We start from the raw sequence: 22,214 nt of genomic DNA, 5'->3' as shown, positions 1-22,214 counted from the left end.
GCTGTAAGGGTGGGTTCGGACGGCACCACGTCCAAACCCACCCTTACAGCTATATGGGTGGACGAAAACGACATTGGGCACATCCGTTTTATGGATCCAGCGTCCGTCCAAACCGGAAAGCTGATGAGCGATGCCGGAACATTCAATGGCATCGAGAAAATCACGGTCAACGGTTCTGGAGGTGCGTCGATAACCAATCATGGCAAGTACGACAAGTATGGCCCTGGCATTACCGCTGTTGGAACAAGCGGTAATGACCGCTTCCAGAGCGTGTATGAGTCGGACATATTCACGGGCGGTGCCGGGAACGACCAATTCCGTGTCGGCGGAGGAAATGACGTTGTGTTCTCTGAACCCAACGATAGCGATACATTCTACTTTGAGTCATGGAGCGTCTACACGCACGGAAAGACAACCATAACCGGTTTCAACGGTGCTGGTGTATCTGGTGGAGATATCATCCATCTCGGGGATATAAGCGGAGGCGGATATCAGGACGTCAAAATAAGTGAGTCGAACGGAAAGACTTCGTTCACGGTGGACTCATGGTCCGGAGCAGGATCTGATACATGGACCGTAGATGCGGTCGGGCTGAAACAGGACGTGGACTACTTCTTCGTTTAAAACGCCTTCGCAGTCCACACCCTCAGCCTCTTGGGTTTCTGGCTGATGCGGCTCGGTGCTGGCGGGTGTGGCCTACGGCTGGTCGATACTGGCTGGCGGCTGGTCGATAACGACTTCGCCGTTCTCGATGGTGACCATTCGCTTAAGAGCGGCGCGAATATGCAAGGCGTTGTCCTCGGCCGCCGACGCCGCATCCTGCTCCAACGCTTTAGGCGATAGGCCGCAGACTCGCTCTGCGAGAAACATCTGCGCCTTGACGTCGCCCTTCTGCGCGGACGTGATCAGCCAGTCCATCGTATTCGCCTGGAGCATGGCGCGGCCGCGTGACCATGCTGCCTGAAGCTCTGGAATATCCTTTAGTTTCTGCGCAAGAGTGTTACGGTTCAATCCAAGGAAGTCGGCGGCCGCATCCTTCGTCATCCAACGGGCTGCCAGCTTTTCGAGCTGGACGGGATCGACCTCGATTGGAGGACGGCCAGCCAGCGATTTAGTATTTCTTGGCATTGAAAACTACCTCTTTTCCGTGTCGAGCGCTTGAAAACATTGTTGCTGCATTCCTTCGCTCGGGCCTTGGATCAACCACCCGGCGAATTCGCCAAACCTAAACCACTCGATAGCGTCATGGCCTAGGATCTGTGGGTTTATGGGGCGCTGGACGCCGCCGAGGCTCAGTTCCTTGGCGACAATCTCGTTCGGCTCGACACCGGCGGCGACCTTACCGGCGAGCGTCAGGCGGGCGAAGACGGTGGCAGGATAGCCGCTGACGGCTTCGGTCTTGTCGAAGACGACGATAGCGCCCCCGGGCTTTACCTTGCGCCGCAACTCGGCAATGAGCCTGACTCGATCCTCCGGCGGCATGAACATCAGGACGAGGAAGGCGACGGCGAGGTCGAACGGCTCGTAGATGAACTTCGACGCATCGACGTTGAGGATCTGGCCGGGGCCGCGGTACTGCTCGGCCATATGCGCTGACGACTCCAACGCGATGAACTCGGCGTGGCGATCTCTAAGCGTCAGGTCGAGCGCGTTGCCGACGTTTCCGGTGCTGGCGCCGATGTCGTAGACGAGACCGCGTTCGGGAATGTAGTGGCGGGCGATATGGCTGATCGCGTTCGTCGCCATCTCGTACCATGGCAGTTGCTCCCGGACATGCCGGTCGAAGCCTGCGGCGACGTCAGCGCGTTCAAACGTCCAGTTCCTGGGGATCTCGAAGGACTGGTCAGGCATGGCTGCTCCTTCACGCGCGAGGCGTGTGCGTTTAGGTGACACGAAATTGTGTGGATTTGCCTTAGCCGATTTCTCGGTCCTACATCTGGAGGTTGTTCAGGTATTTATCTGTACTGCCTACAGCGTGCAGACTATTCTCTTAATCAAGAGAGACGAACAAGACGCCAACGAAACGAACAACCGGAGCAAATCAAATGATCGCCATCATCGAACAGACCGCGCAGATCGAAGATCTTTCCACCGCCCAGCTTGTCGCCTTCTACAACGAGCGCGCTGCCAAGCCGGTCAAGAAGTTCGCCACTCGCGCAATCGCCATCAAGCGCATCACCGAATTGCTCAACGCCACCCAGGAGACCGAGACCATGGACACTGTCACCGAAGAAGCCGTCGAAGCCGCTGTCGTCGCCGTAGAGAACATCCCGGTCGTTGAGCAGGCCCGCAAGGCATTGGACGCGAGCGATCCGGTCGAGACCTCCAACGAGCTGCCGGCCATTACCGATCTTGAGCACCTGGTGCTCGACGGACTGGCCGAAAGCGACTTCCAGGACGGCAGCGATCCGGAAGATGAAAAAATGGTTTGGTCCTGGTCCGCTACCGACGTCCTGAGCAGCAAGAAAAGCGCGGGCGGTGTCGTCGCCAGCTTGGTGAAGAAGGGCCTCGTCCATCACGCGCCGAAGTCGGGCGACACTCCCGAAACCATCGGTTTCACCGCACTTGGCGCCAAGGTCTACCGCGAAGTCGTCCAGAAGCAGCCGAAGCCGGTCGTTGGCAAGGCTCCGAAGGCAGCGAAAGAGCCGAAGGCCCCCAAGGCACCCAAGGCCGAGAAGGAGCCGAAGGCACCGTCGAAGGTCGAGATCATGTTCGACATGATCCGGCAGGAAGGGGGCGCGCTGAAGTCCGAACTGCTCAAGGTTTGCGGTTGGAAGGGTTGCGCGGTTGCTCTCGGTCGCGCCTGCGAGAAGAACAGCATGGAACTGAGCAAGACGAAGCTGGAAGGCGGCGATTGGACCTACAAGGCGGTCGCAAAGGCAGCCTGATCGACCATGACGCGGGGCTTCGGCCCCGCTCCTTCCTTCTCTCACAGGAGTGCGGCGAGTTATGGCAACGATCGACCAAATCCTACAGGACGTGTACGGCGTCACCGTTTTCAACGCGCCGACGATCACGCTCATATGGGCGGCCGAGTTCATGGCGAAGCGCGACGGCGTCGAAGTCGCCAAGGCGGAACTGAGCGAGGCGAACCGACGACGAGAACGAGCGGGGAAAGGACTGGCCCACCTTGAGTTCGGGCACCCGCTCTTTTGAACGCCAGACGGGCGAGGCTTCGGTCTCGCCCTTTCGCGTTGCGCGATCATGGCGTCAGCTTGCCCCTGACGAGATCGTTGTAGATCGAGACGACGGACTTCGCGCTCCTCTGGTTCCAATCGCTTCGAAGGAGGATCTTCTGCATATGCTCCGCGATCCGGCTATCACCGAGTTGCAAGTTGACGTGCGGCAAGACCTTCATGCGGGCGAAGTCACGCGGGAAGGCGTCGAGGATCGGCTGCTTCTGGCGTGGCCGGTTGACTTGGTTCCAGGTCGTTCCCAGGAAGGCGGCTCGCATGGCGTCGCTCAGGTATGGCAGGGCAATCGTCTTGCCATGCTTGGCGGCCAGCCATTCGTGGAGCGGACGTTGAGCGTATCCAGGAGATCGGTACAGGCCCAGGCGAAACTCATCGATCCGGTCGCGGTAGTGGATCATGCCTTTCTTGCTGATGCAGAAATGACCGTCGGCGCCCATGCCGGACGCGACGACGTCTTCCTCTACGGCTGCATAGACATGGAGCATGGGCCAGCCGCATTCGAAGTCCGTCTTTTTCTCAACGCGCTTCGTTCTCGCCAGCTCGTAGAGATCGCGCTTCAAGGCCGGGAGATCGCGCGGCAGGAAGACGGGAACGAAGCGAACGCCGAACGCCTTGGCGTTGCGACGGGCGAGCGCGAAGTCTGTGCTCATATGGTTGTCGAGCATGAAGCTATAGGCCGTCACGCGCTTGCCCAGCTCCTGGAGGGCGAAGAGGATCGAGGCGCTGTCGATACCGCCGGACAGGAGAAGACCGACACTCTCGCCCTCGATGCGGCCCAGCTCGCCCAGGAGGATCGAGCGGACGTCGGGCTTCACCTTCATGGCTCGTATCCCGCCTGGACCTGATCGACACTCGAAACGTCGAGGCCGGTCGAGACCTTTTCCGGTTGAAGCGCACATGCCTCGAAATCCGCGGGACCGGTCGAGACCTGATCCGGCGCTGGCACACGTGCATCAAAGTTTTCGAGGCCGGTCGAGACCTGGAGGGCATCGCTCGACTTGATGCCGGTCGAGACCTTGCGCAGCACACCGTCGCGGACCGCCGCCGCTATGTGCGACATCATGACGGGCGGGACGGCGCGGCCCATACGTTCCCATTGTTGCTTGAAATTTCCCAGGAGCTGGAAGTCGTCAGGGAATGAGCAGATCCGGCGGACCTCCGCTATGGTAAAACTCTCCGGCCGGTCGGGGTGGTAGTAGTCGCAGGTTCCGCCGCCACGCGCCAGGACGGTAGGCGGTACGCGGTCCCAGGCGAGGCGCGTCTTCGTCATGCCGCTGGTTGCCCCAGGCTCCACGATGGCGTGACCTTCATCGAGCGTGCGGCCCGGTTTGGTGTGTCGCCACCATTCGGTCATGCGCGGTGACAGGCCCTCGCGGAAGCCCTCGGTCGAGCAGCCAGCCAGGGCGTCGCGCAGGGTGTAGTAGTAGGGAAACGGCTTCGGGTGGACCGGCGCAAGGTCGAGGTTATTGCGCACGCCGACGAATATCAGGCGCTGGCGCCCTTGCGGGACGCCGAGCCATTGGGAGTTGAGCAGCTTGGCGTTCACGCGATAGCCTGCCGACTTGAGCGCGTGCAGGATTTCGAGGAAGTAGCCCTTGGCGGTTCCCTTGACCAAGCCGGAGACGTTCTCCGCAACGAAGGTCTTCGGCTGGACGCCTTCGAGGATGCGTGAGTATTCGAAGAACAGATCGTCGGTCCGCTGGCTCGTGTCGGAGTAGGATTTCACCTTGCCCCATCCGGCCTCACGCTTCCCCGCCGTCGAGAAGGACGCGCAGGGCGGCGAGCCGTCGAGCAGGTCGAGTTCGCCGGGCTGCATGTTGATCGCGGCCAGGACATCGGCGGCGGTGATCGTGCGGATGTCGCGGCCGTCGAGGAAGGTGTAAGGCGACATGTTGGCTGCGTAGGTCGCACGCGCTGCCTCTACGAATTCGTTGGCATAGACCACCCGGAAGCCTGCCATTCGGTATCCGAGGGACGAGCCGCCGCCGCCTGAGAAGGTGCTTGCCACGGTGAAACCGTTCCAGGGGATAGCCGCAATCTCGGCCATCGTGGGAACGCGATAGGCTGGCTTACTCGTCGGCATGGTCGGCATCGTCGTCGGCCTGAACGAGCGGAACCACCTTCCCACCGGAGAACAAATATCCGCACTGCGGACATTCGTGCTGCGTCTCGATGGTCTCGTCGTAGCTGTCGAAGTCGTCGGGCGGTGCCAGATCCGCCAGCGGCTGTATGTCTTCCAATGGCGCGAACAGGGTGTCGATCTCTCCCGGTTCGAAGCCGGTCAGGGTGAGGTCGAAGCCATCCGTCTTCAGGTCCGCCAGCTCGACGCGCAGCAGCTCGTCGTTCCAGCCGCCGCGAAGCGTCAGCTTGTTGTCCGCGATGACGTAGGCCCGCTTCTGCGCCTCGCTCCAGCCGGTCGCGACCATCACCGGGATTTCCTCGAGGCCGAGCTTATGGGCGGCGAGAACTCGACCATGGCCGGCGATGATCATGCCGGTTTCATCGACCAGAACCGGCATGGTCCAGCCCCATTCGCGGATCGACGCGGCGATGGCGGCAACCTGGGCGTCGTCATGCGTCCTGCTGTTGCGGGCGTAGGGCAGAAGGTCCGCGAGCGGGCGGCGCTCGACCTTGTCGGCAGCCCACGGTGCGGGCATGCCTGTGGGGCGCCCGCTTTCGGCGGTCGTTGTTGTCATGGTGGAATTCCGATTGTCAGAGAGAGGGATTACTGCGCGATTACTGAACCGCAGCTACGTTGTTGCGTATATCCACATCTACGTAAGTAGCTAAGTAAGCAAATACGTGAAGAGAAGGTCCCTCGCCGGGTGGCATCTTCCGGTTGTTCTATAGAAGAACAGCCGGAAGACACCGACAGGTTATAGGCTTGTGGGGGTCAAGCGCTGTCCTCGCTCGATCCTCCCCATGCTCGGCCCGAAGAGGGGCCTGCGCGTGGGTCCGGTCGATCTGCGGGAGCGCTTGACCTCGGATACTGATGCGCTGGTCGACCGCTCGTTGGCGGTCTCGGCAAAAAGGCATGAGGATACCGGCAAAGTCTAGTCCAATGGCAGCAGATTGGAAACCTACTTTACCGCACTCGCTTTCTGTAACATCCCCTTCTACGGCTTCGCCCAAGTTGGCACAGTTTTTTCCATAAAAACTGTTCGGCGATCCTAGTCAGCGCTTGTCGGTCTTCAGGTGGCGGGAAGCCCGAGGCGCAGCAGCATCGCAACCAAGCCGCCTTCGCTGATGGCCAGCGCGGCCTGGGACGGGGAGAGCCAGCGCCGTTCGCGCTCGCCCTTCTCCGGCCAGTCCTCCATCTCCTGCTCGACCTCCAGAAGAAAAACGGTGACCTGGCACTCGACGGATCGTTTTTCCGTCAGGCGCTTCTCGTAGCGGTAGGAGCCATAGGGGAGCTTTCCGACCTTGCCCCGGACTCCGGCTTCCTCGAAGGCTTCCTGGGCCGCCATGGTATGAGGCTTGGTGCCCTTCTCGGCCCATCCCTTGGGAATGATCCAGCGCCGCGTCTCGCGCGACGTGATCAGAAGCACCTCAAGGCGCTCCTCGACCAGCCGGAAGGGTAAGGCGGCAAATTGAACTCGGGGCTCTTGTCGTTTGCTCATGTCCCGATAACAGCCAGGCGTGCTCCCGACAGCAAGTTCTATAACCGGCAAGGATGATGGATCATAGGTAGGTTGCAGATCATAATAGAGCGCAGCCCTCAGTAGCGCCCTTTCCATATTGTCCCTTACACGGCCTCCATGGTAGGTGCCGCGTCTTCCGTAACATGTCCGACTTCCGAATTATGATGTTCGTTGGCGTACAGACGCTCTGGGCATAACCGCGTTTGGATGCCGACCATCGTTTAGGAAGAATCCCTGATGGACGGTAACTTGGAATCTCTGCGTGGGCGTCTGGAGAGACTGGTGGAACTGGCCCGACCGGATGATCGCCTCCGCCTGCAACACTCCATTACTCTCATCAGGCAGGCTGAGGCGGCGAGAGCGAAACGACAGGCCGTGGACGGTGCAGCGTGGCGCCATAGCTTGGACAGGTCTGCCGTCAGAGACGAGACCGGAAACGCATTCGATAAAACGATCCAGCGGCTCAGCTTGAGAAGCTGAGTGATGAACTGGGCTGCTGACCTGGCTCAAAGAAGGAGAACACATGATTTACAATTCTCAAGGTGCTGTTCCTCAGTCTTCCGAAACGCTTGCCAATTCAGAAGCCCGGAACAAACGCTTGGAAAGGTTATCGGAATTGAGTCAGCAGACTTTGACAAAGTACTGCGACTACGTAATGGCGTATCAATATCGCCAAATTATAGTATTATCGTAGTTGTTATGAAGCCTTCCCTGCTACCAGTTACCGGAAAAATGTAGAAATTGGATAATTTATTTTAACTTAATTGCACCTTGTTTTCCCGCTACGACATCCCAATTATAAACTATTGCCTGCCACGATCCTGGCTGTGGGCGACTGAGAGAGATGTGTACTCCCGCTGAATTGAACGGGGGAGGCACACGTGTCTCAGGTCAAGCAATCCGCCGTCCGCAACCGGCTTTTGGCCGCTCTTCCTCCCGCCGACTTCGGGCGGCTGGCTGGATCGCTGACGCCCGTCACCCTGTCTCTCAAGCAATTCCTCCTTGAAGCTGACGAGCCGATCGGCGCTGCCTACTTCATCGAGACCGGCATGGTCTCATACCTGAACTACCTGGAAGGCGGTGATGCTCTGGAGGTCGGGCTGATCGGCTCCGAGGGCATGATCGGAGTGCCGCTCATCCTTGGCGTTGACATCTCCTCCTTAGGCGCGATGGTCCAGATGCAAGGCACGGCCCTGCGGATCGGCCCGACAGCGCTGCGGCAGGCGTTCAACGAGAGCGAGACTTTGCGGAACCGGCTGCTGCGCTACATGCAGGCGCTCCATATCCAGGTTTCGCAAACCGCCGTGTGTAACAAGCACCATACCCTTGAAGAGCGTCTGACCCGCTGGCTGCTGATGGCGCATGATCGCGCTGGTGAGGACCAGTTCCCGATGACCCACGAGTTCATGTCAATGATGCTCGGGGTCCGCCGAGCCGGCGTGAGCGTCACCGCCAACGTTCTGAAGCAGGCTGGCCTGATCCGTTACAGGAACGGCAGCATAACCATTCTTGACCGCCCCGGCCTGGAAGACGCCGCGTGTGAGTGCTACGGCAACGTTCAACGCCAGTTTGAACAGTTGCTTGGATAGCGGCTACGCATTGGTGGAGGTAGGGCCGGGATCGCTCCCTCTAGTACGGTAGCGCACAAGCAGGGGCATCGTTCTGTGTTCAGCTTTCAAGCCTCCCTGCTCTTAGTAATTCGCCTGAGCAGTCCTCATGGCCACCCATGCTTTTAAGCTATGGGTGGTCATCTTTCCTAAGTGGCAGACGATGGCACAGGATTGCATCTCCCTAGTCGACCATCTGGACGGACTGATCCTTCTAGCAGATCAGGCGCGGCAACTTCCGCCGGGGAGATCCTTATATCTCGTCCACACGTTCCGGCGACTTGGTCAGGCGTATCAGGATGCCGCCTTGGCGCAGCGGCAGGGCTGTCCTGTACGGTTGCATATTTCTTATAACTACGTCCTAAAATAGCAGCCCTTCCATAAGGTTAGTTCAGCGGTCGGTTTCAGGGGCGATTCCCCTGTGATTCCAACGTCCTCCCGTCCCGCGCGAGCTTATTCCAGCGTTTTGGGTCGGTTTCTTCCGGCTTGACACAAAGTCTGGTGCTGCCGGCGGTTGAGATGCCGGGATGCAGATCGGCTATCATACTTAGCTCCCGGAGGTGCCGGTGACGGCAGGTGCTTCCAGGTCCTGCCGAAGCGAGCGTCGCGCACCGCCCTCACTCCTACGTCGTAGAGCTGCGCCATGGCGCCGATATCATCAGCGCTGAAGTCAGCGATCGACCGCAACCGGAACACCGCTTCATTATTGAGCTTGGCATTCGGATGACCTTCACCGAACCCTATCGCCATGGCGCGTCCCTTCATGCAAGCATCCCACAGGTTCGCCCGCTTGGTTCCCAGAAAGAGGTGGGCGGGATTGCAGCAGCGCCTGACGTCGCAGCGGTGAAGGACACAGAGCGAGCCGGGATCGGCGCAGTTGGCGAGACGCCACGCCAGACGGTGGGCATTCACCCGCTTGCCGTCGTTGTAGCGCTCAGGGACGTCACCATAGCCGGTAACAGGGCTGACATGTCCCGTCCAGGGCCAGCAGGCATCAGGACCGCCCGAGCGATCAACAAGGCTCCAGAACTCGCACTGGTTCGAGCAGCAGCGGCGGCCGCGAGGGCTGATGAAGGATCGGCCGCACACGACGCAGTTTCCGATTACGCCTGCCATTATCGCCCCTTCGGCGTCATGCGCCGCTCGATCATCGCTTCATGGCGAGTCAGGCAGCTCACGCACATCCAGGATGGAAACGGCCCCATCAACGTCCTGTGCGCTGGCTCGGTATCGGTGAATTCGATCTGGCAGAGATCGCAGCACGGCGGCGGCGGCGTCATGCGACTCAGGATCTCGTTGGCTTGGTCGGGTGTCAGAACTGACATCGGTGGGCTTCTCCCATGCAAAAGGGCGGCCCGGTGAGGGACCGCCCTGGTTGGGTTGATGGTCTGGTTAAGGGGTGCTGATCTTCTCGGCGCGATCTTCGAAGTAGCGGCACGCGGGCGTCTGCGGCGAGATCGGGCGCCCCTCGCGCTTCGCGATGGTCTTGTACTGGCCGCACCGATACCGGCAGGTATCCCGGACCAGGTGCTTGCAGTTCAGACACACCTTGTCGGTTGGGCCTGATCCCGGCACCGCGGCGTAGTTGCCCATCATCAGGCTTGGGGTCGGTCGTTTCTTCATGGTCGATTACTCCGCCGGGACCAGGTGCGAGACGGCGGCGGCGGCAACGGCGCGGCGGAAGGCCCGCAGCCGGTCGCGGACGATCTCTCGCCAGTCGCTGGCGTCGTAGTCGATAGGCAGCTTCAGCGCCTTGGTCACTGAAAGGTAGTTGCGCCATTCGGGCGAACCGATGGCGGGTTGACCATAGGGTGAGTGCGCGACGATCAGGCCCGCGCAGTACATCTCGTCGTCGGTGGCGATCTCCAGCTCGATGTCGTTGGCGAGCGCCACGACTTCGGTCAGGCTGAGCGGAAAGCGCAGCAAGCGCAGGTCGGGCGTCGAGCTGCCGGGACGGAAGTCGCCGCCGATTTCCGCGATTGCCATGTCAGCGAAGCGGGAGAACGAGAACCCGCCGATGGTCGTCGCCTTGTTGGCGATGCGAAGCGCGCGGACCTGAACCTGCGGATCGTTGATGAGCCAGCCCAGGACGGCGGCGCGGGTGGAGTCGGCCAGGACGCAGCGCTGCGCGGAGGTGAGACGAATTGCCATGATCGTGATCCTCAAAACGCTGCGGTGGACAGGGAGAAGTCGGAGATGCCGTCGTACGAAACGGTGTTCTTGCACCGTCCGCAGGTCCGGTTGCCGGCCCACTCGCTGACGAAGCTGTTGGAGCAGGACAGGCACTTGCGCGTCTTCCTGGCGGCCTGCTGGCGGGCCTTGTCCGGGTCGGTGATCGCGAGGCCGAGGCTGAACTGCTCGACCTTCGGGCGCTTCTCCTTTCGTGCGGTCATTTGGCGGCGCTCCCCTGGCGAAGGAGGCGCGGCGTGAAGGTCAGGCTCTGGATCGGCGCGCGGCGGGCGTTGGTCGTTCCAACGTCTTCGAGCGCTCCCCTGACGATCTCCCAGGTGTCGTCGGAGGCTGCGGTCCAACCGGCGAGGATGGACAGAGCCACCTTTCCGGGTGTATGAGTCGTGGTGTTCTGGATGGTAGCCACTAGATAGAACTCCGCTTCGGTGGAGCCGGGAGGTTGTTGTCGCAACCCCCGGCACCGGATGATTAATCAGCAAATCGGTCGAGTAGGGCCTTACCTTCTGGCGTATCGCGCCAGGAGCCGCCGTATGCGCCTGTGTGCCACTCGCGGGCAAATCCTTCGGCGGTATCGTACCTGTACGTCCGCCCGGCGACGCTGCGATAGATCCACATTCCGCGAAGGGTGTATTCCGCTGAGCCGGTGCGGCCGATCGGAACCTCGCGCTGCTGCGCCACGACGCCGCCTCACTCGGCTGCGGCTGCGAACGCAGCATAGGCGGCGGCGACGAAGGCGTTCTGCGCGTTCCTGGTGATGCGGGCGCGCTCTGCGTCGCAATGATCCTGGAGGGCTTCGGGGAAACCGCGAGGGTCCTTCGAATAGTCGATGTCGAGGATCTTCAGCTTGGCGACCGCGTCGTATTCGAGGTCGGTCGCGATGGCGATAGCTTCATCTTCGTCGTCCGCGATCTCGCGGCCCAGGACTTCGTTTTCGTAATGGCCGGACAGACCGTAGTAGGTGGTCAGCTCGACCAGCAGTTCGAACTTCTCGTTGATGCGGCGCATCTTGAGGGTGGCGAAGGTGTTGTCGTTGCCGATGGTGGCGATGGTGACGCCTGCGAAGTCTTCGGCCTTGGTGGTGAGATTGAGCATTTGGTAGCTCCAGAGGTTTGCGTTTCGCTTCAACTCTGGTAGGATACCACAGCCAAGGTTGTTTTCAAGTAGTCATTGCATGAAAACAGCCTCGATTACGGGTTTTTCTACTCCCAATGAGGTAGGTATGTCTCCTATAAAAAGGATTAGTAGCGGTCAGGTAAGAGCGGCGAGGGGCTTTGCCGCATGGTCGATTGATGAGCTTTCTGCCAAATCCGGCGTAGCGACGAATACGATCAGCCGGTTCGAACGAGGCCGGGTCGAAGCCACGCTCGAAACGCTGCTCAAACTCCAGGCTACATTTGAACAGGAAGGGATCGACTTCCCCGACGACTTCACGGTGTCGTCCAGGAGGATGAAGGAGAAGTCGGACGGCTCCGTCGTCTAACGTCGAGGTCGCGTCACCGACATGTCGGACGGACCGTTCCAGGCGTCCGTTCCTCTACACCTCGTACAGACCCGGTTCCCCGCCCAGGTACTGCGGAATATGCCGTTGCAGACAAGGCAGGCCCGATCCTTCGGCCTGTCCGGTCTGCCTTCCGGTCGCCGGTCGAGACCCTTCCGCGATCGTTGCGGCTTGGTCTCGTCCATTATTCACCGTCCTGCTTCTGGCTGGCCTGCGACGGACGAGGCGGAAACTGCTGCGGGCGCTGATTAACGATCCCGCCCTTTTTCTTCGGAGGCTGCTGGCCGTTGCGCTGCGGCGGCTGGTCGGCCTCGCTCGCCTCCTTGGCGAGGATGAAGCCGTTCGGGCGCCCTACCAGAACCGGCGGTTCCTGCTCCATCTCGTCTATGATTTCATCGATGTTGCGTCCAGGCTGAAGAAGTTCACCACGCTGCAAGTTATAGACGTAGTCCCGTTTGGTCAGCAGGCCCTCCCTGTGAGTGACGGTCAGCTCGCGCAGCATGTCGGGCGCCATGATGCTTTCCAGGTAGTCCTGGTTCAGCTCGACCTCGGCCTCGCCGGTGATGCTGTCCCAGTCGAGCGCGATCTGTAGGGCGCGCTGTAGGCCGGTGCTGCATGTTCCGGCGATGGACGACAGGACGGAGGTCTGGCTGTGCTGGCGGATACGGGCACTGGTCGCGGTCTCCGGCCCGTCGGCCGCCGAGCTGAGCATCTGCGCACCGATCTCGCGCATGGCCTCGACCTTCATCGCCAAAGCCCTTTCGGAGCCGCTGAGACCATCAGCACGCATTTCCATGTAGGCGGCAGTTGCCCCTTCCGGCAGTCGCCAGATCTGCGGCCCGCCGATCTGGAACTTGGTCTGGTTTTCTTCCGGCAGGCCGGTGATGACGGCGGTCGGCTGAGCCAGGACGTGAAGCGCGGACTCATAATCCGCACTCGTCCGAAAATGGCTCAGGTTCAGATCGACCAGATCCAGGATCGGCGGGCGGTGCATGTCGGGCGAGACATCGACGGGATTGATGATGACAAAGGGGATCTTGTTTATGCCCGACCAAGACGCGCCTCTGCCTGGATAAACCTTGTCGGTCTCAACGAAGTCTCCGCTGCCGGTCGGCTCGAAGGTGCGTGCGCGGTAGACGCCGTTCTCCAGGTCGAGAACCTTGTAGCGGATCGCCAGGACAGCGCCGAACTCGCGATCCTGGTGAAAGTGTTCCATCAACACAACTTGGTCGAGAGTCATGCTGCCGTTGACGATTTTGGTACGCCAGTTGACGATTGAGTGCGCGTTGTAGAGCGCGAGAAATGGGTAGGTTTGCAGGGGATCGCTCCGGTCCCTGCCCTCTCCGATGTAGTCGATCATGATACCGACGCGACCGTACCGGATCAGGTTATGCGCCACCCGTTTGCTGAATACGTAAAAATTGGACCCGCGATTGTCGATGTTATCAAGTCGTTTCTCGAATTGCTTAGGAACTTTGACAGTCGGGTCTTTGCGGTAGATCAAGCCTTCAAGCGCCGATACTGTTCGAAGCGTGTAATTGATAAAGTTGGCGCGAGTTACATACGCCCAATACTGTTCTGGATTGCGCACGTCGTAATCGGTCATCGGCAGGAACTGCTTTGCTTCCGCCTTGACGCCGTCGCTTCCTGCCATGACGGCGTCGATGCGCGCCCAAGCGGGAAGCATGGAAAGGTAGTCGGGATGGCGAGAAGCGACGCTTGTGCCATGGTTCATGTTCGCGGGCGGCGCGGTGCCGCCGCTGCTGTACGGGTACAGGCTGTTCATGGTGGGGCCTCTTAGTAGAACGTGGCGCGCGAGACGATGGGCTGGCCGGTCGCCTTGCTGATCTTCTCGTCGGCCGGTTTCGTCTTCGGCGGCGGCGGGCTGGTGGCGTAGGGCGGGCTGCCGGCTTCCTCGGCCAGACGGAGCGCTTCGCGCATGTCGATCGCCATGATTTTCCCCTGGTCCGTCAGGTTCCAGCCTTCACGGGTCCACGGGTTTTTGACGCCGCTTGCCAAGCTGACGGTCGTCGTTGACGGCTTTTTCGTCTGGTCGGGGAAGAAGCTCGGAGCCTTCGCCTTCAGCGACTTCGCACACATCGCGGGCGTGACGTAGTCGCCCTGCGCCGTGACGTCTGCGGTGTGCGGATCGACCATGCGGACAAGCTGGCCGTTGGAATGCATCTTCCACTGGCCTTTAGCCATGGCATCGGCCAGGGCGAACTCGACCATGTCTGGTTTCATGCCTGCCTCGAGGAAGCCCACGCGAAGCTGACTTTCGACCGACGCTTTCTCGGCGGCGCCTTCGGCCTGGAGAGCGCGGGTGTTCAGTTCCTCGATCCGGCGATGGGCGACGCGAAGGGCGTGCTCCAGCTCGTCAATGCGGGCCTGGGGGTCTTGGTGAGCCATGATGTATTCCTCGGGTTCGGGCACGAAAAAGCCCGCCGCCGGGGGTCCGGGGCGGGCTTGGGGAATTCGTAGTTGGTTAGAAGTCTAGGACCGGCGATAGGCCGGTTTTTTCGAGCGATCGACCGGGTCTAGGTCGTTTCCGGTATCTCCCGACGAGCGAGATCGGAACCGGCTTGGCGGCCTTCTATCGACCTTGCGAGAGGATGGGCCTACAAGACCGATTCCCCTTGCTTAAGCGTTGGAATTGTTGAGTTTTTTGTCTTGAGAGGGAAAGGCTTATAAGCCCCACTCCGCTGGATCTTGTTCGCTAACGGTGTCGGATATGGAGTACCCTACCTTGGATTGGGCCTTACCTTGTTCGTCAAGGTAAGGCCCGGAATAACCGTTCAATTTCAAGGCTTTGACCGTCGCGGGCCCTACCGGCCCTACCGGCCCTACCATTTCCGTAAACTCCGTAGGAATGCCATTCTCGTCCTTACTTTCTTTCCTTTCTTCAAAAGTTTGAGAAAAGGTAGGGCAGGTAGGGCAGGTAGGGCCTGAATGATCTAAGTCTTTGCTTTGATTGACCTTTTTATGGGCCCTACCTTGGGCCTCACCTTGGGCCTTACCTGGCAAGGTAGGGCCCGTTTTGTGGTACCGGTATTCGCGCCGACCCTTCTCCTTCATGCGGTAGCGCTCAAACCCCATAGCGGTCAGCACGCCGCCGATCCGCATTTGGTCGCGCCGGTTCCATCGGGACTCTTCAATATCCAGAACGTCGGTTAGGATTTCCGGGATCGATGTATCGATCAGCGGCTCATGGCGTTCGAGCCAGCGGGTTTCGGTTACGTTCCCGTAGTCGTCTTTGGTTTCTACCTTGTAGCAGTTCAGGTACTGCTCGATCAAACCTTCCCAGATATCGCCCTGATAGCGTTCGGCCTGCTGTTCTTCGGCTGCCTGCTCCAGCTCTGGAGTATCCAGCCACCACGGATGACCGTCATTGTACAGAAGGACAGCTTCTGCCCAGAGCTGATCGACATTAGCCTTGAGTGCGTCAATGTCGATCTTCGTGCATTTGACCGGCCAGAACCTTCGGCCTCCTGTCGCGTCCTTCAGGTATCCATCGCCTTCAGGATTGATTGTTCCAGCGAAGATGCACTGCCTTTGGAACTTGGCGGTCCTCTTTCCATACGGCATCCTGAAGCGATCAGTACCGCGAGCCATGAAAGCCTTGATCGTGCCGATATCGCCGCGTCTCATGCTGTCCAGTTCGGCCAGTTCCATGATCCAGGCTCCCTGGACATCGACGCAGCTATCTTTGTTTCCAAGGTCGGCTATCTGATCCGTAAACCATGGACCGCCCAGGACAGAGAGCGCGGTCGATTTCTTCAGCCCCTGCGGTCCTTCAAGGATCAGAGCGCAATCGGCTTTGCATCCTGGTTCAAAGATCCGCGCAACCGCGCTAATCAGCCACCGGCATCCTACTGTGCGGGAGTAGTTGGTATCGGCAACGCCGAGATAATCGCGCAGCCAGTAAGGCAACCGCATGGTACCGTCCCACTCCGGCAGGCTCGTCAGGTACTCGCGCACCGGATGAAAGGTGTAAATGCGGGATGCGACTTCGACCGCCTGGGCCGCGACAGCCGGATTGATGGAAATTCCCTGGTGCTGAAGCCATTCGGCCAAGCGAATGTCGTCGCAGTCAGTCCACTCGGTATCTGGAAAATCCATAGAAGGAAGTTCCCACGGCGGCGGGCGCCGCATGACGGTTCGTATTGAGAACTCGTCAAACCATAGAACGCCGTCCCACTCTGGGGCATATCTTAAAGCTGTGATGGCATTTGCGACGCAGGCTTTGTATCCGCCTTTTTCGTTAGCTAAAAGCCGTTCCTGCCAGCCTACTGATGCTGCGGCCTTTTTTCGAGGCAGCTTGACGACTTTGGGATCGTCACCCTTGGAAGCGGTCATGATGCCGGCCTCCAGATGTGCATCGAGTCGGCTATCTTGACTCGTTCGCGTAACGTGCTATCGTTCATCACAGTGTTACCTTCGTGAACGGTCGCGCAAAACTCTTGGCGGGGTTGGAGCGCGGCCGTTTTGCGTTCTGGTCAGTCTTTACTGCTCATGGCCGGCTGCTCTTTCTGCTGGTCAAGCCAGGCATCAACATCTCTTTTTCGATACCTAACTAATCCGTTTAGCCGCAGGAAGTGCGGACCTTTGCCTTGGGTTCGCCATACCATTACAGTGCGGGGTCTTACTTTCAATCGACTAGCGAGTTCTTCTGTAGTTTCGAGCTCCTCGGTAACGCTTTCCATTTGTTCTGTCCTTGACATGTGAGAGCTTTGGGTTCGCTGCGTTGAACGTACCTATACGTACCAATAAGGTACGCGGAATAATAGGAGAGGTCAAGGAAAGGACCGAAATCGTTATCGCTCGTCTGCGGCGTGGCATTTGGCAAGGATGCGGCACAGGGTTTCATGCTGCCGCTCGCTGATCCGCTCGAAACCGCGCAACGACACCAGGAACTGGCGTTCCCATGCGGTGAGGGCCGCGCTTCGGTCGAGGCAGTAATCGACTGCTTCGGCCACCGAGAGCGTTACCGGCTCGTCGGCGTCGTCGTCGGTCTCGTCGTCTTCGTCGGGAGAGAGCAACGGCGGCGCCAGGATCTCGGACCACGTCAGGCAATTGGCCGTCATGATCCGTCGAGCCGCCATTACGGCCGCCAGCGCCTCAGCCTCGATTTCGCTATCGGTCAGGCTCAAGACCTTGGCCAACTTGTCGCGCGTCGAGGCCGAGAGGGGCACCAGCTCGCCCACGTCACGCTTCGGGCGCGCGGGCCATTCTCGACCGCTTCTTCTTACGGCGTTCACCGTAGCGGTACGTCGCAACCCAGGCGGCGATCTCGTCGGCGCGGTAGCGCAGGCAATTGGGGCCATACTTGATCGGGGGCGGCGCATAGCCGGACTTGACGATCTTCGCCAGACCCGACGCACTGATTCCGGCCAGCGCACACACTTCCTCGGGACGCAGCGTGTTCAGGGGATGAAACCGCTCGATGATTTCCATGATCGATCTCCAGGATGGGGACGAAAAAAAAGCCCTGCGCATTTGAAACGCGCGGGCTTTGTGGTGCAGACGTCGCTTGGACATCGGCGCGGACATTAAAAAAGGCCCGGCGCTGCTGGGCGCGGACCTTGTCGGGGCTGGCTTCGAACTTCGTGAATTCCGTGATCCGGACGCAAGTTCGCGCCCTCTGTCTAGCCCCTCGAAAGATTTTGCGCAAGAGAAAAGTGTGCCAGTGCGCACCGAGATACGAAGACCCGTATTTGCGACGTCGGCGGCGAGAATGGACTCTTTCTAAAGGAGCAGACACATTTTGTGTGTTGACCTACTGTAACCGTTACACTAGCTTAGTAATGTGCGAGGTAAGCGTCCAGCAATGGCCGCGCCCGCTGCCCGTCCAGGAGGGGCCGTTTGGCACCGAGAGTCACTTAGGCGGGGGATAGGCGAAGCGCCGCACTCTAATTCAGAAAGCCGCCTCTATGGGGCGGCTTTCGCTGTTTTAGAGTGACCTTGGCGATATGGCTGCCTTCAGCCATTCTGGCTGTCGGTCTTTCATTTCGAGCATCCGAATTTGAATCTGCCCAGCTTTTTGTAGCTGATCGATAAGTTGTTTGCATTCCATAGCATCCGCGAATGATCCCAGTGACCGGTAAACTGCGTTGCTGATAATGTCGGCTATCTGGATGCCGGGTGTACCAGCACTGTCGGCACAGCTAACCGGAACCAACGGAAGCCCAGTACGGTGAGCTAAGGCGTCAGCAGTATCAGATTCGATAGATCGGATCAGGGTTCGCTTATAGCGACCGCCATCAGGTACCACACCACGAATGCCTTTCTCATGAAGTGGTAGGCAGCTCTCAACAATCAATTCTCCCCAGATAACGTACTCGGCATGTGCACCGAGAGCCCAACCTCCAACAGGTTCACTTCTTCCGCAGATAACTGAAACCGCCATGGTATCGGGACTTTTCTCCATTATGCTCAAAACGGTTCGAATTTGATCAATGTTGAGCTGGTTGCCTTTTAACTCATTCCTGATGTTTAAAATTTTCTTTATCTTTTTCACTAAACGGAATGCTGTTTCGCCATCTGTCCGGACTGCGGTTACAAGAAAGTGTTCTTGATCGGCACCGCCGCTTTCATCACAAAAAATTTGCATAGTTCGTTACCTCAAACTCCGCGGCTCCCAGCAGACACAAAAAAACCCGCATCAGCACTTTGCCGGCGGGGGGAGCAGATCAATAAATAAAGAGATAGCCCGGACATAATTCGGGCTGTGCTTATATATGTAAGTTAGAACGCTCACTTTACAAGGCATTTTTTTGGCTGGTGCTACTTCCGTCGTCTTCTGACGAAGTTAGCAGACCCCAGGTACATCTTCCATGCAGTTGATACTGTTGGAAAATGACCGTTAATCAACACTTGCTTCAGCATTTTATCTTTCCGCATGGTCATTGACGCTCAGACTGTTGGAAACACTTGTTGGAAACCTACCGCAGCCGTGGTAGATTGTTAGATAGTTTCCAACAGTTGGGCGAGTAATGTTCAAGAAACGCAGAACAGATCGGGCAGAACCTCGCTTTGATCGGGACGATCCACCTCGGGACATCTCACCCCTTCAAGCCCCGCAGCAAAAGGAGCGTCCCGTCTTTAAGCTGAAGGGACCACCACTGTCCATCCGCATGGTTGGCATGGTAGGCAACCTCTGCGTAGCTGTCGGCCTGCTCGGCGTGGTATTTGGCATAATCCTCGGCCTTGGTGGTGCCGGCGCCGGCTTCCTGGTCGCGGCTTGGTGCCTCATGGCGGTAATCGGCGGTGTCTTCTATATCGCTGCCTATCATGTCGCTGTCGCCGTACTCGACATGCGCGACATGGCGCAAGCCAACATGGATAGGTGAGGCATCATGCTCGTCGGTTACGGTCGCGTTTCGACGCAGGATCAAACCCCGCAGATGCAGGAAGACGCCTTGCGTGCCGCCGGCTGCGAGAAGCTGTTCATCGAGACGATCAGCAGCGGAAAGAAGGATCGGCCCCAGCTCGCTGCCGCGCTCGACTATGTCCGCGCCGGTGACACCCTCGTCGTCTGGAGACTGGACCGGCTCGCCCGATCCCTTCGCCAGTTGATCGAGACGTTCGACATGCTGGAGAAGCGCGGCGTCGGGCTGAAGTCCATAACCGAGGCCATCGACGCCAGCACCTCGGGCGGCAAGCTGGTCTTCCACATCTTCGGCAGCATCGCGGAATTCGAGCGCTCGCTGATCCGGGAGAGAACGAAGGCCGGTGTCGCCGCGGCTAAGGCACGCGGGCGAAAGGGCGGGCGCCCGCCGAAGCTTGCAGGGGAACGGGCCGAACATGCCCGCAACCTGCTCAACGCCGGATCGTCGGTGTCGGCGGTCGCCCGGTCGATGGGCGTCAGCCGGTCTACGGTGCTGAAGGCGACGAGGGAGCTTGAGTCGGCATGACAATGACCTTCACCGAGCTGCTGACCGCGGCGAATGAGAGCAAGACCGGCCGCAAACCGGGGCAGTGGACGCCAACCGCCTGCAAGACCTGGCGCGAACGGAGCTGGGATCGTCGCGTTTGCTGGAAGCGGCGATAGCCTGGGAGATGGGAAGCGGACGGAAGGTGAAGCCCGATGACGAGCCGGTAATCCGCGACTACCTTAAACGAATGGACGAAGCGACGGCCGCGCAGAAAACGGCGGCGTCCTCGTGACGAACCCCTGGCAAAGCCGGAAAGCTATGACCCTGATCGGTGTCATGCTCGGGTCAGTGCATTATTGGACACTGTTGGCGAAATCGATGATCAGGCTTCAGGATGGCCAACACCTCGTTTCTGGGCGGAGTTTCCGAACGAGCACCGCCGTCAAGATGGCCGCTTTGGAATTCGCCAACAGTGTCCGATGATGTACCGACTTGAGGTCAAGCATTCCGTCCTCAATCGCCTGGACCGCTTGATCCGCTCCGTTCGCCAAGCCCACAAGAAGCACGTCTTCCAAAGAAGCCTTATGACAGTACAGCGTCCCGTTCAGACGTACGGGCCTAGTCGGGGCAGTCCCTTATGAAAAGGCTGAATTGCATAAGAAAGCGGACCTTCGATTTACTTCCCCACCGTGCCAGTAACCGACCTTAACCTTGGCAGGCATACGGCTGATCTGCTTTCACATTCGGTTCATGCCTGCGAAACTGCCTTCAATCATGAAGTGTGCGAGGCTTCGGTGGGATCTCGTGTTCCAGCGGTAGCGTGACGTATCATTTCGTCCTGGATCCAGCTCGAGAGACGCCGAACGTCCTCGCGCGAGCGGACATGTGGTGCGATCCAAAGGTTCAGCTTGTGTGGTCCAGGGACGAAGCCGAGAGGTGCGACCAAATGGCCCCGCTTGATCTCGTCCGTCACCAATATACGAGGTGCCATCGCTATGCCCAGGCCGTAGGAGGCAGCCTGGATCATCAGATAGTGGTGCTCGTAGCTCTCATGCACCTGAAGGTTCAGATCCGGTCGGTCGATCGCGGCCAGCCAGTCGGACCATGCGTCATGGCGCGTCGCCGTGCCTAGGATGCGTGCCCGCAGGAGATCCTCCGGCTTGTGCAGTTCCAGCCGGCTCACGTAGTCAGGGTGACAGGTGGGACCGATGTCCTCGTGCAGCAGCGGCCTGACGATCACGTCCTCCGGTGCGTGGTACATGCTCAAGCGGATCGCCAGGCTCACCTCGTCTCGGATGAAATCCACCGCGCCGTAGTTGATGTTGAGGCGGACCTCGATTGCGGGATTTTCGTGCTTGAACGCCCTCAGTCGTGGGATGAGCCAGTTCATCGCGATGGTAGCCGAGCAAGACAGGGTCAACGGCCCCGGTGCGAGGCGCGCCACGCCCGCATGCATGAGTTCGAACGCCTGCCTCAAATTAACGGCAAGCTGGGATCCCGCCGGCGTCGGCGTAACGGACTTCGGCAGTCGAAGCAGGAGCGGCAGTCCGAATTGGTCCTCCAGCTCGCGGATGTGCCGGCTGACGGCGCCATGCGTGACGCCAAGTTCGGCAGCCGCGGCCGACATGCTGCTCAACCGCACCGTCGTCTCGAAGGCACGAAGGGCGTTCAGGGGCAGGCGGGGCAGTGGCATGGCAGCGGCTCCGGGGTCTCCTGGTGTCAGGGAATCTCACATCAACCTGCGTCGATTTGCAATGTTGCTGGCCGCGGCAGGCATATAGGTTCCGCACATCAATCAAGAAAAACGATCTGACGTAACCGGGAGGCACGCCATGAAGGATCGCTTGCAGAACAAGGTTGCCATTGTCTTTGGAGCCGGCTCCATCGGACTCAGGCGGGGGTAACGGTCAGGCGTCAGCCGCCCTGTTCGCCGCCAACGGCGCGAATGTCATCTGCCTCGACATCAACCTGACTGCCGCCGAGCAGATGTCGGACATCATCACCTGCGAGGGTGGTCGCGTCTCGGCTTATGCCTTCGACGTCACCGACCCGGCCGCCGTTTCCAATCTGCGATGATGCCCGGCCTGAGGAATACACGGTTCATCTTCCAGCAGATCTCCGGGCCGTACGCCGATGTCGACGCCATGGTCGCGGCCCGCGACGGCGTCAGCCCGTCCGCCGACGGTGGGCTCAGTTGCCGCGTGGCCTGA

The 22,214-nt window shown here is 59.5% G+C and carries 30 protein-coding genes; 8 read left to right on the top strand and 22 right to left on the bottom strand.

From position 1 onward, the window contains the following. On the top strand, positions 1 to 624 hold a 624-nt coding region (locus AC5JJ6_RS02740), incomplete at its 5' end, for a hypothetical protein (RefSeq protein ID WP_496040576.1). 72 nt (positions 625 to 696) lie between these two features. On the opposite strand, the gene AC5JJ6_RS02735 is transcribed toward AC5JJ6_RS02740, so the two are convergent. Beyond that, entirely contained in the window at positions 697 to 1,044 is a 348-nt protein-coding gene (locus AC5JJ6_RS02735; protein WP_496040575.1) for a hypothetical protein, read from the bottom strand. Positions 1,045 to 1,134: 90 nt separating this feature from the next. Continuing rightward, positions 1,135 to 1,851, bottom strand: a complete 717-nt coding sequence (locus AC5JJ6_RS02730) for a methyltransferase domain-containing protein (protein WP_496040574.1) — start codon at positions 1,849 to 1,851, stop codon at positions 1,135 to 1,137. 194 nt (positions 1,852 to 2,045) lie between these two features. Between AC5JJ6_RS02730 and AC5JJ6_RS02725 the strand changes: the two genes are divergently transcribed. Both AC5JJ6_RS02725 and AC5JJ6_RS02720 read left to right on the top strand, forming a co-directional pair. Next, positions 2,046 to 2,888 carry a hypothetical protein gene (locus AC5JJ6_RS02725; protein WP_496040573.1) on the top strand — a complete coding sequence of 281 codons (843 nt, stop codon included), beginning with the start codon at positions 2,046 to 2,048 and terminating at the stop codon, positions 2,886 to 2,888. Between the two features lie 61 nt (positions 2,889 to 2,949). Next, complete coding sequence (locus AC5JJ6_RS02720; protein ID WP_496040572.1) at positions 2,950 to 3,156, top strand: hypothetical protein; 207 nt, start codon at positions 2,950 to 2,952, stop codon at positions 3,154 to 3,156. Between the two features lie 46 nt (positions 3,157 to 3,202). Here AC5JJ6_RS02720 and AC5JJ6_RS02715 read toward each other — a convergent pair whose 3' ends face one another. From AC5JJ6_RS02715 to AC5JJ6_RS02700, 4 genes are all read right to left on the bottom strand, one after another. Beyond that, positions 3,203 to 4,015: an asparagine synthase-related protein gene (locus AC5JJ6_RS02715; RefSeq protein ID WP_496040571.1), complete on the bottom strand. Its 813-nt coding sequence runs from the start codon at positions 4,013 to 4,015 to the stop codon at positions 3,203 to 3,205. Continuing rightward, entirely contained in the window at positions 4,012 to 5,277 is a 1,266-nt protein-coding gene (locus tag AC5JJ6_RS02710; RefSeq protein WP_496040570.1) for a DNA cytosine methyltransferase, read from the bottom strand. Before AC5JJ6_RS02710 ends, AC5JJ6_RS02715 begins: the two co-directional genes overlap by 4 nt. Further along, positions 5,264 to 5,890, bottom strand: a complete 627-nt coding sequence (locus AC5JJ6_RS02705) for a ParB/Srx family N-terminal domain-containing protein (protein ID WP_496040569.1) — start codon at positions 5,888 to 5,890, stop codon at positions 5,264 to 5,266. The genes AC5JJ6_RS02710 and AC5JJ6_RS02705 overlap by 14 nt, the downstream gene beginning before the upstream one ends. Positions 5,891 to 6,385: 495 nt before the next feature. Further along, positions 6,386 to 6,814 (bottom strand): NUDIX hydrolase, encoded by a 429-nt coding sequence (locus AC5JJ6_RS02700; RefSeq protein ID WP_496040568.1) that lies wholly within the window; start codon positions 6,812 to 6,814, stop codon positions 6,386 to 6,388. Between the two features lie 941 nt (positions 6,815 to 7,755). Here AC5JJ6_RS02700 and AC5JJ6_RS02695 point away from each other — a divergent pair. Next, a complete protein-coding gene (locus AC5JJ6_RS02695) occupies positions 7,756 to 8,424 on the top strand; it encodes a Crp/Fnr family transcriptional regulator (protein ID WP_496040567.1) in 669 nt (222 codons plus the stop codon). 471 nt (positions 8,425 to 8,895) lie between these two features. Here the strand turns inward: AC5JJ6_RS02695 and AC5JJ6_RS02690 are convergent, their stop codons facing one another. The 7 genes from AC5JJ6_RS02690 to AC5JJ6_RS02660 form a co-directional block, all read right to left on the bottom strand. Continuing rightward, positions 8,896 to 9,558 carry an HNH endonuclease signature motif containing protein gene (locus AC5JJ6_RS02690; RefSeq protein WP_496040566.1) on the bottom strand — a complete coding sequence of 221 codons (663 nt, stop codon included), beginning with the start codon at positions 9,556 to 9,558 and terminating at the stop codon, positions 8,896 to 8,898. Then, positions 9,558 to 9,767, bottom strand: a complete 210-nt coding sequence (locus AC5JJ6_RS02685; RefSeq protein WP_496040565.1) for a hypothetical protein — start codon at positions 9,765 to 9,767, stop codon at positions 9,558 to 9,560. The genes AC5JJ6_RS02690 and AC5JJ6_RS02685 overlap by 1 nt, the downstream gene beginning before the upstream one ends. A gap of 67 nt (positions 9,768 to 9,834) precedes the next feature. Continuing rightward, a complete protein-coding gene (locus AC5JJ6_RS02680) occupies positions 9,835 to 10,065 on the bottom strand; it encodes a hypothetical protein (protein WP_496040564.1) in 231 nt (76 codons plus the stop codon). Between the two features lie 6 nt (positions 10,066 to 10,071). Then, entirely contained in the window at positions 10,072 to 10,593 is a 522-nt protein-coding gene (locus AC5JJ6_RS02675; RefSeq protein ID WP_496040563.1) for a hypothetical protein, read from the bottom strand. An 11-nt stretch (positions 10,594 to 10,604) separates the two neighbouring features. Beyond that, positions 10,605 to 10,835 (bottom strand): hypothetical protein, encoded by a 231-nt coding sequence (locus AC5JJ6_RS02670; protein ID WP_496040562.1) that lies wholly within the window; start codon positions 10,833 to 10,835, stop codon positions 10,605 to 10,607. Next, a complete protein-coding gene (locus AC5JJ6_RS02665) occupies positions 10,832 to 11,038 on the bottom strand; it encodes a hypothetical protein (protein WP_496040561.1) in 207 nt (68 codons plus the stop codon). The genes AC5JJ6_RS02670 and AC5JJ6_RS02665 overlap by 4 nt, the downstream gene beginning before the upstream one ends. Before the next feature lie 281 nt (positions 11,039 to 11,319). Further along, a complete protein-coding gene (locus AC5JJ6_RS02660) occupies positions 11,320 to 11,724 on the bottom strand; it encodes a hypothetical protein (RefSeq protein WP_496040560.1) in 405 nt (134 codons plus the stop codon). Positions 11,725 to 11,803: 79 nt separating this feature from the next. On the opposite strand from AC5JJ6_RS02660, the gene AC5JJ6_RS02655 reads away from it, so the two are divergent. Then, complete coding sequence (locus AC5JJ6_RS02655) at positions 11,804 to 12,112, top strand: helix-turn-helix domain-containing protein (protein WP_496040559.1); 309 nt, start codon at positions 11,804 to 11,806, stop codon at positions 12,110 to 12,112. Positions 12,113 to 12,314: 202 nt separating this feature from the next. Here the strand turns inward: AC5JJ6_RS02655 and AC5JJ6_RS02650 are convergent, their stop codons facing one another. The 8 genes from AC5JJ6_RS02650 to AC5JJ6_RS02615 form a co-directional block, all read right to left on the bottom strand. Continuing rightward, positions 12,315 to 13,916, bottom strand: coding sequence for a DUF4055 domain-containing protein (locus tag AC5JJ6_RS02650; protein WP_496040558.1), 1,602 nt, complete (start codon positions 13,914 to 13,916; stop codon positions 12,315 to 12,317). Between the two features lie 11 nt (positions 13,917 to 13,927). After that, a complete protein-coding gene (locus AC5JJ6_RS02645) occupies positions 13,928 to 14,539 on the bottom strand; it encodes a hypothetical protein (protein ID WP_496040557.1) in 612 nt (203 codons plus the stop codon). A 276-nt stretch (positions 14,540 to 14,815) separates the two neighbouring features. Beyond that, positions 14,816 to 16,486 (bottom strand): virulence-associated E family protein, encoded by a 1,671-nt coding sequence (locus AC5JJ6_RS02640; RefSeq protein WP_496040556.1) that lies wholly within the window; start codon positions 16,484 to 16,486, stop codon positions 14,816 to 14,818. Between the two features lie 140 nt (positions 16,487 to 16,626). Further along, positions 16,627 to 16,833, bottom strand: coding sequence for a helix-turn-helix domain-containing protein (locus AC5JJ6_RS02635; RefSeq protein WP_496040555.1), 207 nt, complete (start codon positions 16,831 to 16,833; stop codon positions 16,627 to 16,629). A 111-nt stretch (positions 16,834 to 16,944) separates the two neighbouring features. Next, complete coding sequence (locus tag AC5JJ6_RS02630) at positions 16,945 to 17,334, bottom strand: hypothetical protein (protein ID WP_496040554.1); 390 nt, start codon at positions 17,332 to 17,334, stop codon at positions 16,945 to 16,947. 1 nt (position 17,335) lies between these two features. After that, positions 17,336 to 17,584: a helix-turn-helix transcriptional regulator gene (locus tag AC5JJ6_RS02625; protein WP_496040553.1), complete on the bottom strand. Its 249-nt coding sequence runs from the start codon at positions 17,582 to 17,584 to the stop codon at positions 17,336 to 17,338. A gap of 496 nt (positions 17,585 to 18,080) precedes the next feature. Beyond that, positions 18,081 to 18,740 (bottom strand): DUF3800 domain-containing protein, encoded by a 660-nt coding sequence (locus tag AC5JJ6_RS02620; RefSeq protein WP_496040552.1) that lies wholly within the window; start codon positions 18,738 to 18,740, stop codon positions 18,081 to 18,083. 451 nt (positions 18,741 to 19,191) lie between these two features. Continuing rightward, positions 19,192 to 19,461, bottom strand: a complete 270-nt coding sequence (locus AC5JJ6_RS02615) for a hypothetical protein (RefSeq protein ID WP_496040551.1) — start codon at positions 19,459 to 19,461, stop codon at positions 19,192 to 19,194. A 24-nt stretch (positions 19,462 to 19,485) separates the two neighbouring features. Here AC5JJ6_RS02615 and AC5JJ6_RS02610 point away from each other — a divergent pair, with 24 nt between their 5' ends. Together AC5JJ6_RS02610 and AC5JJ6_RS02605 are read left to right on the top strand one after the other, a co-directional pair. Next, entirely contained in the window at positions 19,486 to 20,043 is a 558-nt protein-coding gene (locus AC5JJ6_RS02610; protein ID WP_496040550.1) for a recombinase family protein, read from the top strand. Between the two features lie 64 nt (positions 20,044 to 20,107). Next, positions 20,108 to 20,296, top strand: coding sequence for a hypothetical protein (locus tag AC5JJ6_RS02605; protein WP_496040549.1), 189 nt, complete (start codon positions 20,108 to 20,110; stop codon positions 20,294 to 20,296). 480 nt (positions 20,297 to 20,776) lie between these two features. Here AC5JJ6_RS02605 and AC5JJ6_RS02600 read toward each other — a convergent pair whose 3' ends face one another. Continuing rightward, the gene (locus tag AC5JJ6_RS02600) at positions 20,777 to 21,697 is read right to left on the bottom strand and encodes a LysR substrate-binding domain-containing protein (RefSeq protein WP_496040548.1); all 921 of its coding nucleotides are present in this window, start codon (positions 21,695 to 21,697) and stop codon (positions 20,777 to 20,779) included. Positions 21,698 to 21,861: 164 nt separating this feature from the next. Here AC5JJ6_RS02600 and AC5JJ6_RS02595 point away from each other — a divergent pair, with 164 nt between their 5' ends. Beyond that, positions 21,862 to 22,080, top strand: coding sequence for a hypothetical protein (locus AC5JJ6_RS02595; protein WP_496040547.1), 219 nt, complete (start codon positions 21,862 to 21,864; stop codon positions 22,078 to 22,080). The last annotated feature ends 134 nt before the right edge of the window (positions 22,081 to 22,214 follow it).

The sequence above is a fragment of the Skermanella sp. genome, from assembly GCF_059503625.1.
Note: the sequence above shows the minus strand (reverse complement) of the source record. Positions and strands in the feature narration are given on the sequence as shown.

Coding starts and splice junctions, on each gene's coding strand:
- AC5JJ6_RS02730 (WP_496040574.1), bottom strand. CDS start 1,851: ATGCCTGACCAGTCCTTCGAGATCCCCAGGAACTGGACGTTTGAACGC.
- AC5JJ6_RS02610 (WP_496040550.1), top strand. CDS start 19,486: ATGCTCGTCGGTTACGGTCGCGTTTCGACGCAGGATCAAACCCCGCAG.
- AC5JJ6_RS02700 (WP_496040568.1), bottom strand. CDS start 6,814: ATGAGCAAACGACAAGAGCCCCGAGTTCAATTTGCCGCCTTACCCTTC.
- AC5JJ6_RS02650 (WP_496040558.1), bottom strand. CDS start 13,916: ATGAACAGCCTGTACCCGTACAGCAGCGGCGGCACCGCGCCGCCCGCG.
- AC5JJ6_RS02620 (WP_496040552.1), bottom strand. CDS start 18,740: ATGCAAATTTTTTGTGATGAAAGCGGCGGTGCCGATCAAGAACACTTT.
- AC5JJ6_RS02645 (WP_496040557.1), bottom strand. CDS start 14,539: ATGGCTCACCAAGACCCCCAGGCCCGCATTGACGAGCTGGAGCACGCC.
- AC5JJ6_RS02735 (WP_496040575.1), bottom strand. CDS start 1,044: ATGACGAAGGATGCGGCCGCCGACTTCCTTGGATTGAACCGTAACACT.
- AC5JJ6_RS02640 (WP_496040556.1), bottom strand. CDS start 16,486: ATGACCGCTTCCAAGGGTGACGATCCCAAAGTCGTCAAGCTGCCTCGA.
- AC5JJ6_RS02660 (WP_496040560.1), bottom strand. CDS start 11,724: ATGCTCAATCTCACCACCAAGGCCGAAGACTTCGCAGGCGTCACCATC.
- AC5JJ6_RS02685 (WP_496040565.1), bottom strand. CDS start 9,767: ATGTCAGTTCTGACACCCGACCAAGCCAACGAGATCCTGAGTCGCATG.
- AC5JJ6_RS02710 (WP_496040570.1), bottom strand. CDS start 5,277: ATGCCGACGAGTAAGCCAGCCTATCGCGTTCCCACGATGGCCGAGATT.
- AC5JJ6_RS02705 (WP_496040569.1), bottom strand. CDS start 5,890: ATGACAACAACGACCGCCGAAAGCGGGCGCCCCACAGGCATGCCCGCA.
- AC5JJ6_RS02680 (WP_496040564.1), bottom strand. CDS start 10,065: ATGAAGAAACGACCGACCCCAAGCCTGATGATGGGCAACTACGCCGCG.
- AC5JJ6_RS02625 (WP_496040553.1), bottom strand. CDS start 17,584: ATGGAAATCATCGAGCGGTTTCATCCCCTGAACACGCTGCGTCCCGAG.
- AC5JJ6_RS02635 (WP_496040555.1), bottom strand. CDS start 16,833: ATGGAAAGCGTTACCGAGGAGCTCGAAACTACAGAAGAACTCGCTAGT.
- AC5JJ6_RS02670 (WP_496040562.1), bottom strand. CDS start 10,835: ATGACCGCACGAAAGGAGAAGCGCCCGAAGGTCGAGCAGTTCAGCCTC.
- AC5JJ6_RS02655 (WP_496040559.1), top strand. CDS start 11,804: ATGAAAACAGCCTCGATTACGGGTTTTTCTACTCCCAATGAGGTAGGT.
- AC5JJ6_RS02690 (WP_496040566.1), bottom strand. CDS start 9,558: ATGGCAGGCGTAATCGGAAACTGCGTCGTGTGCGGCCGATCCTTCATC.
- AC5JJ6_RS02715 (WP_496040571.1), bottom strand. CDS start 4,015: ATGAAGGTGAAGCCCGACGTCCGCTCGATCCTCCTGGGCGAGCTGGGC.
- AC5JJ6_RS02600 (WP_496040548.1), bottom strand. CDS start 21,697: ATGCCACTGCCCCGCCTGCCCCTGAACGCCCTTCGTGCCTTCGAGACG.
- AC5JJ6_RS02725 (WP_496040573.1), top strand. CDS start 2,046: ATGATCGCCATCATCGAACAGACCGCGCAGATCGAAGATCTTTCCACC.
- AC5JJ6_RS02675 (WP_496040563.1), bottom strand. CDS start 10,593: ATGGCAATTCGTCTCACCTCCGCGCAGCGCTGCGTCCTGGCCGACTCC.
- AC5JJ6_RS02720 (WP_496040572.1), top strand. CDS start 2,950: ATGGCAACGATCGACCAAATCCTACAGGACGTGTACGGCGTCACCGTT.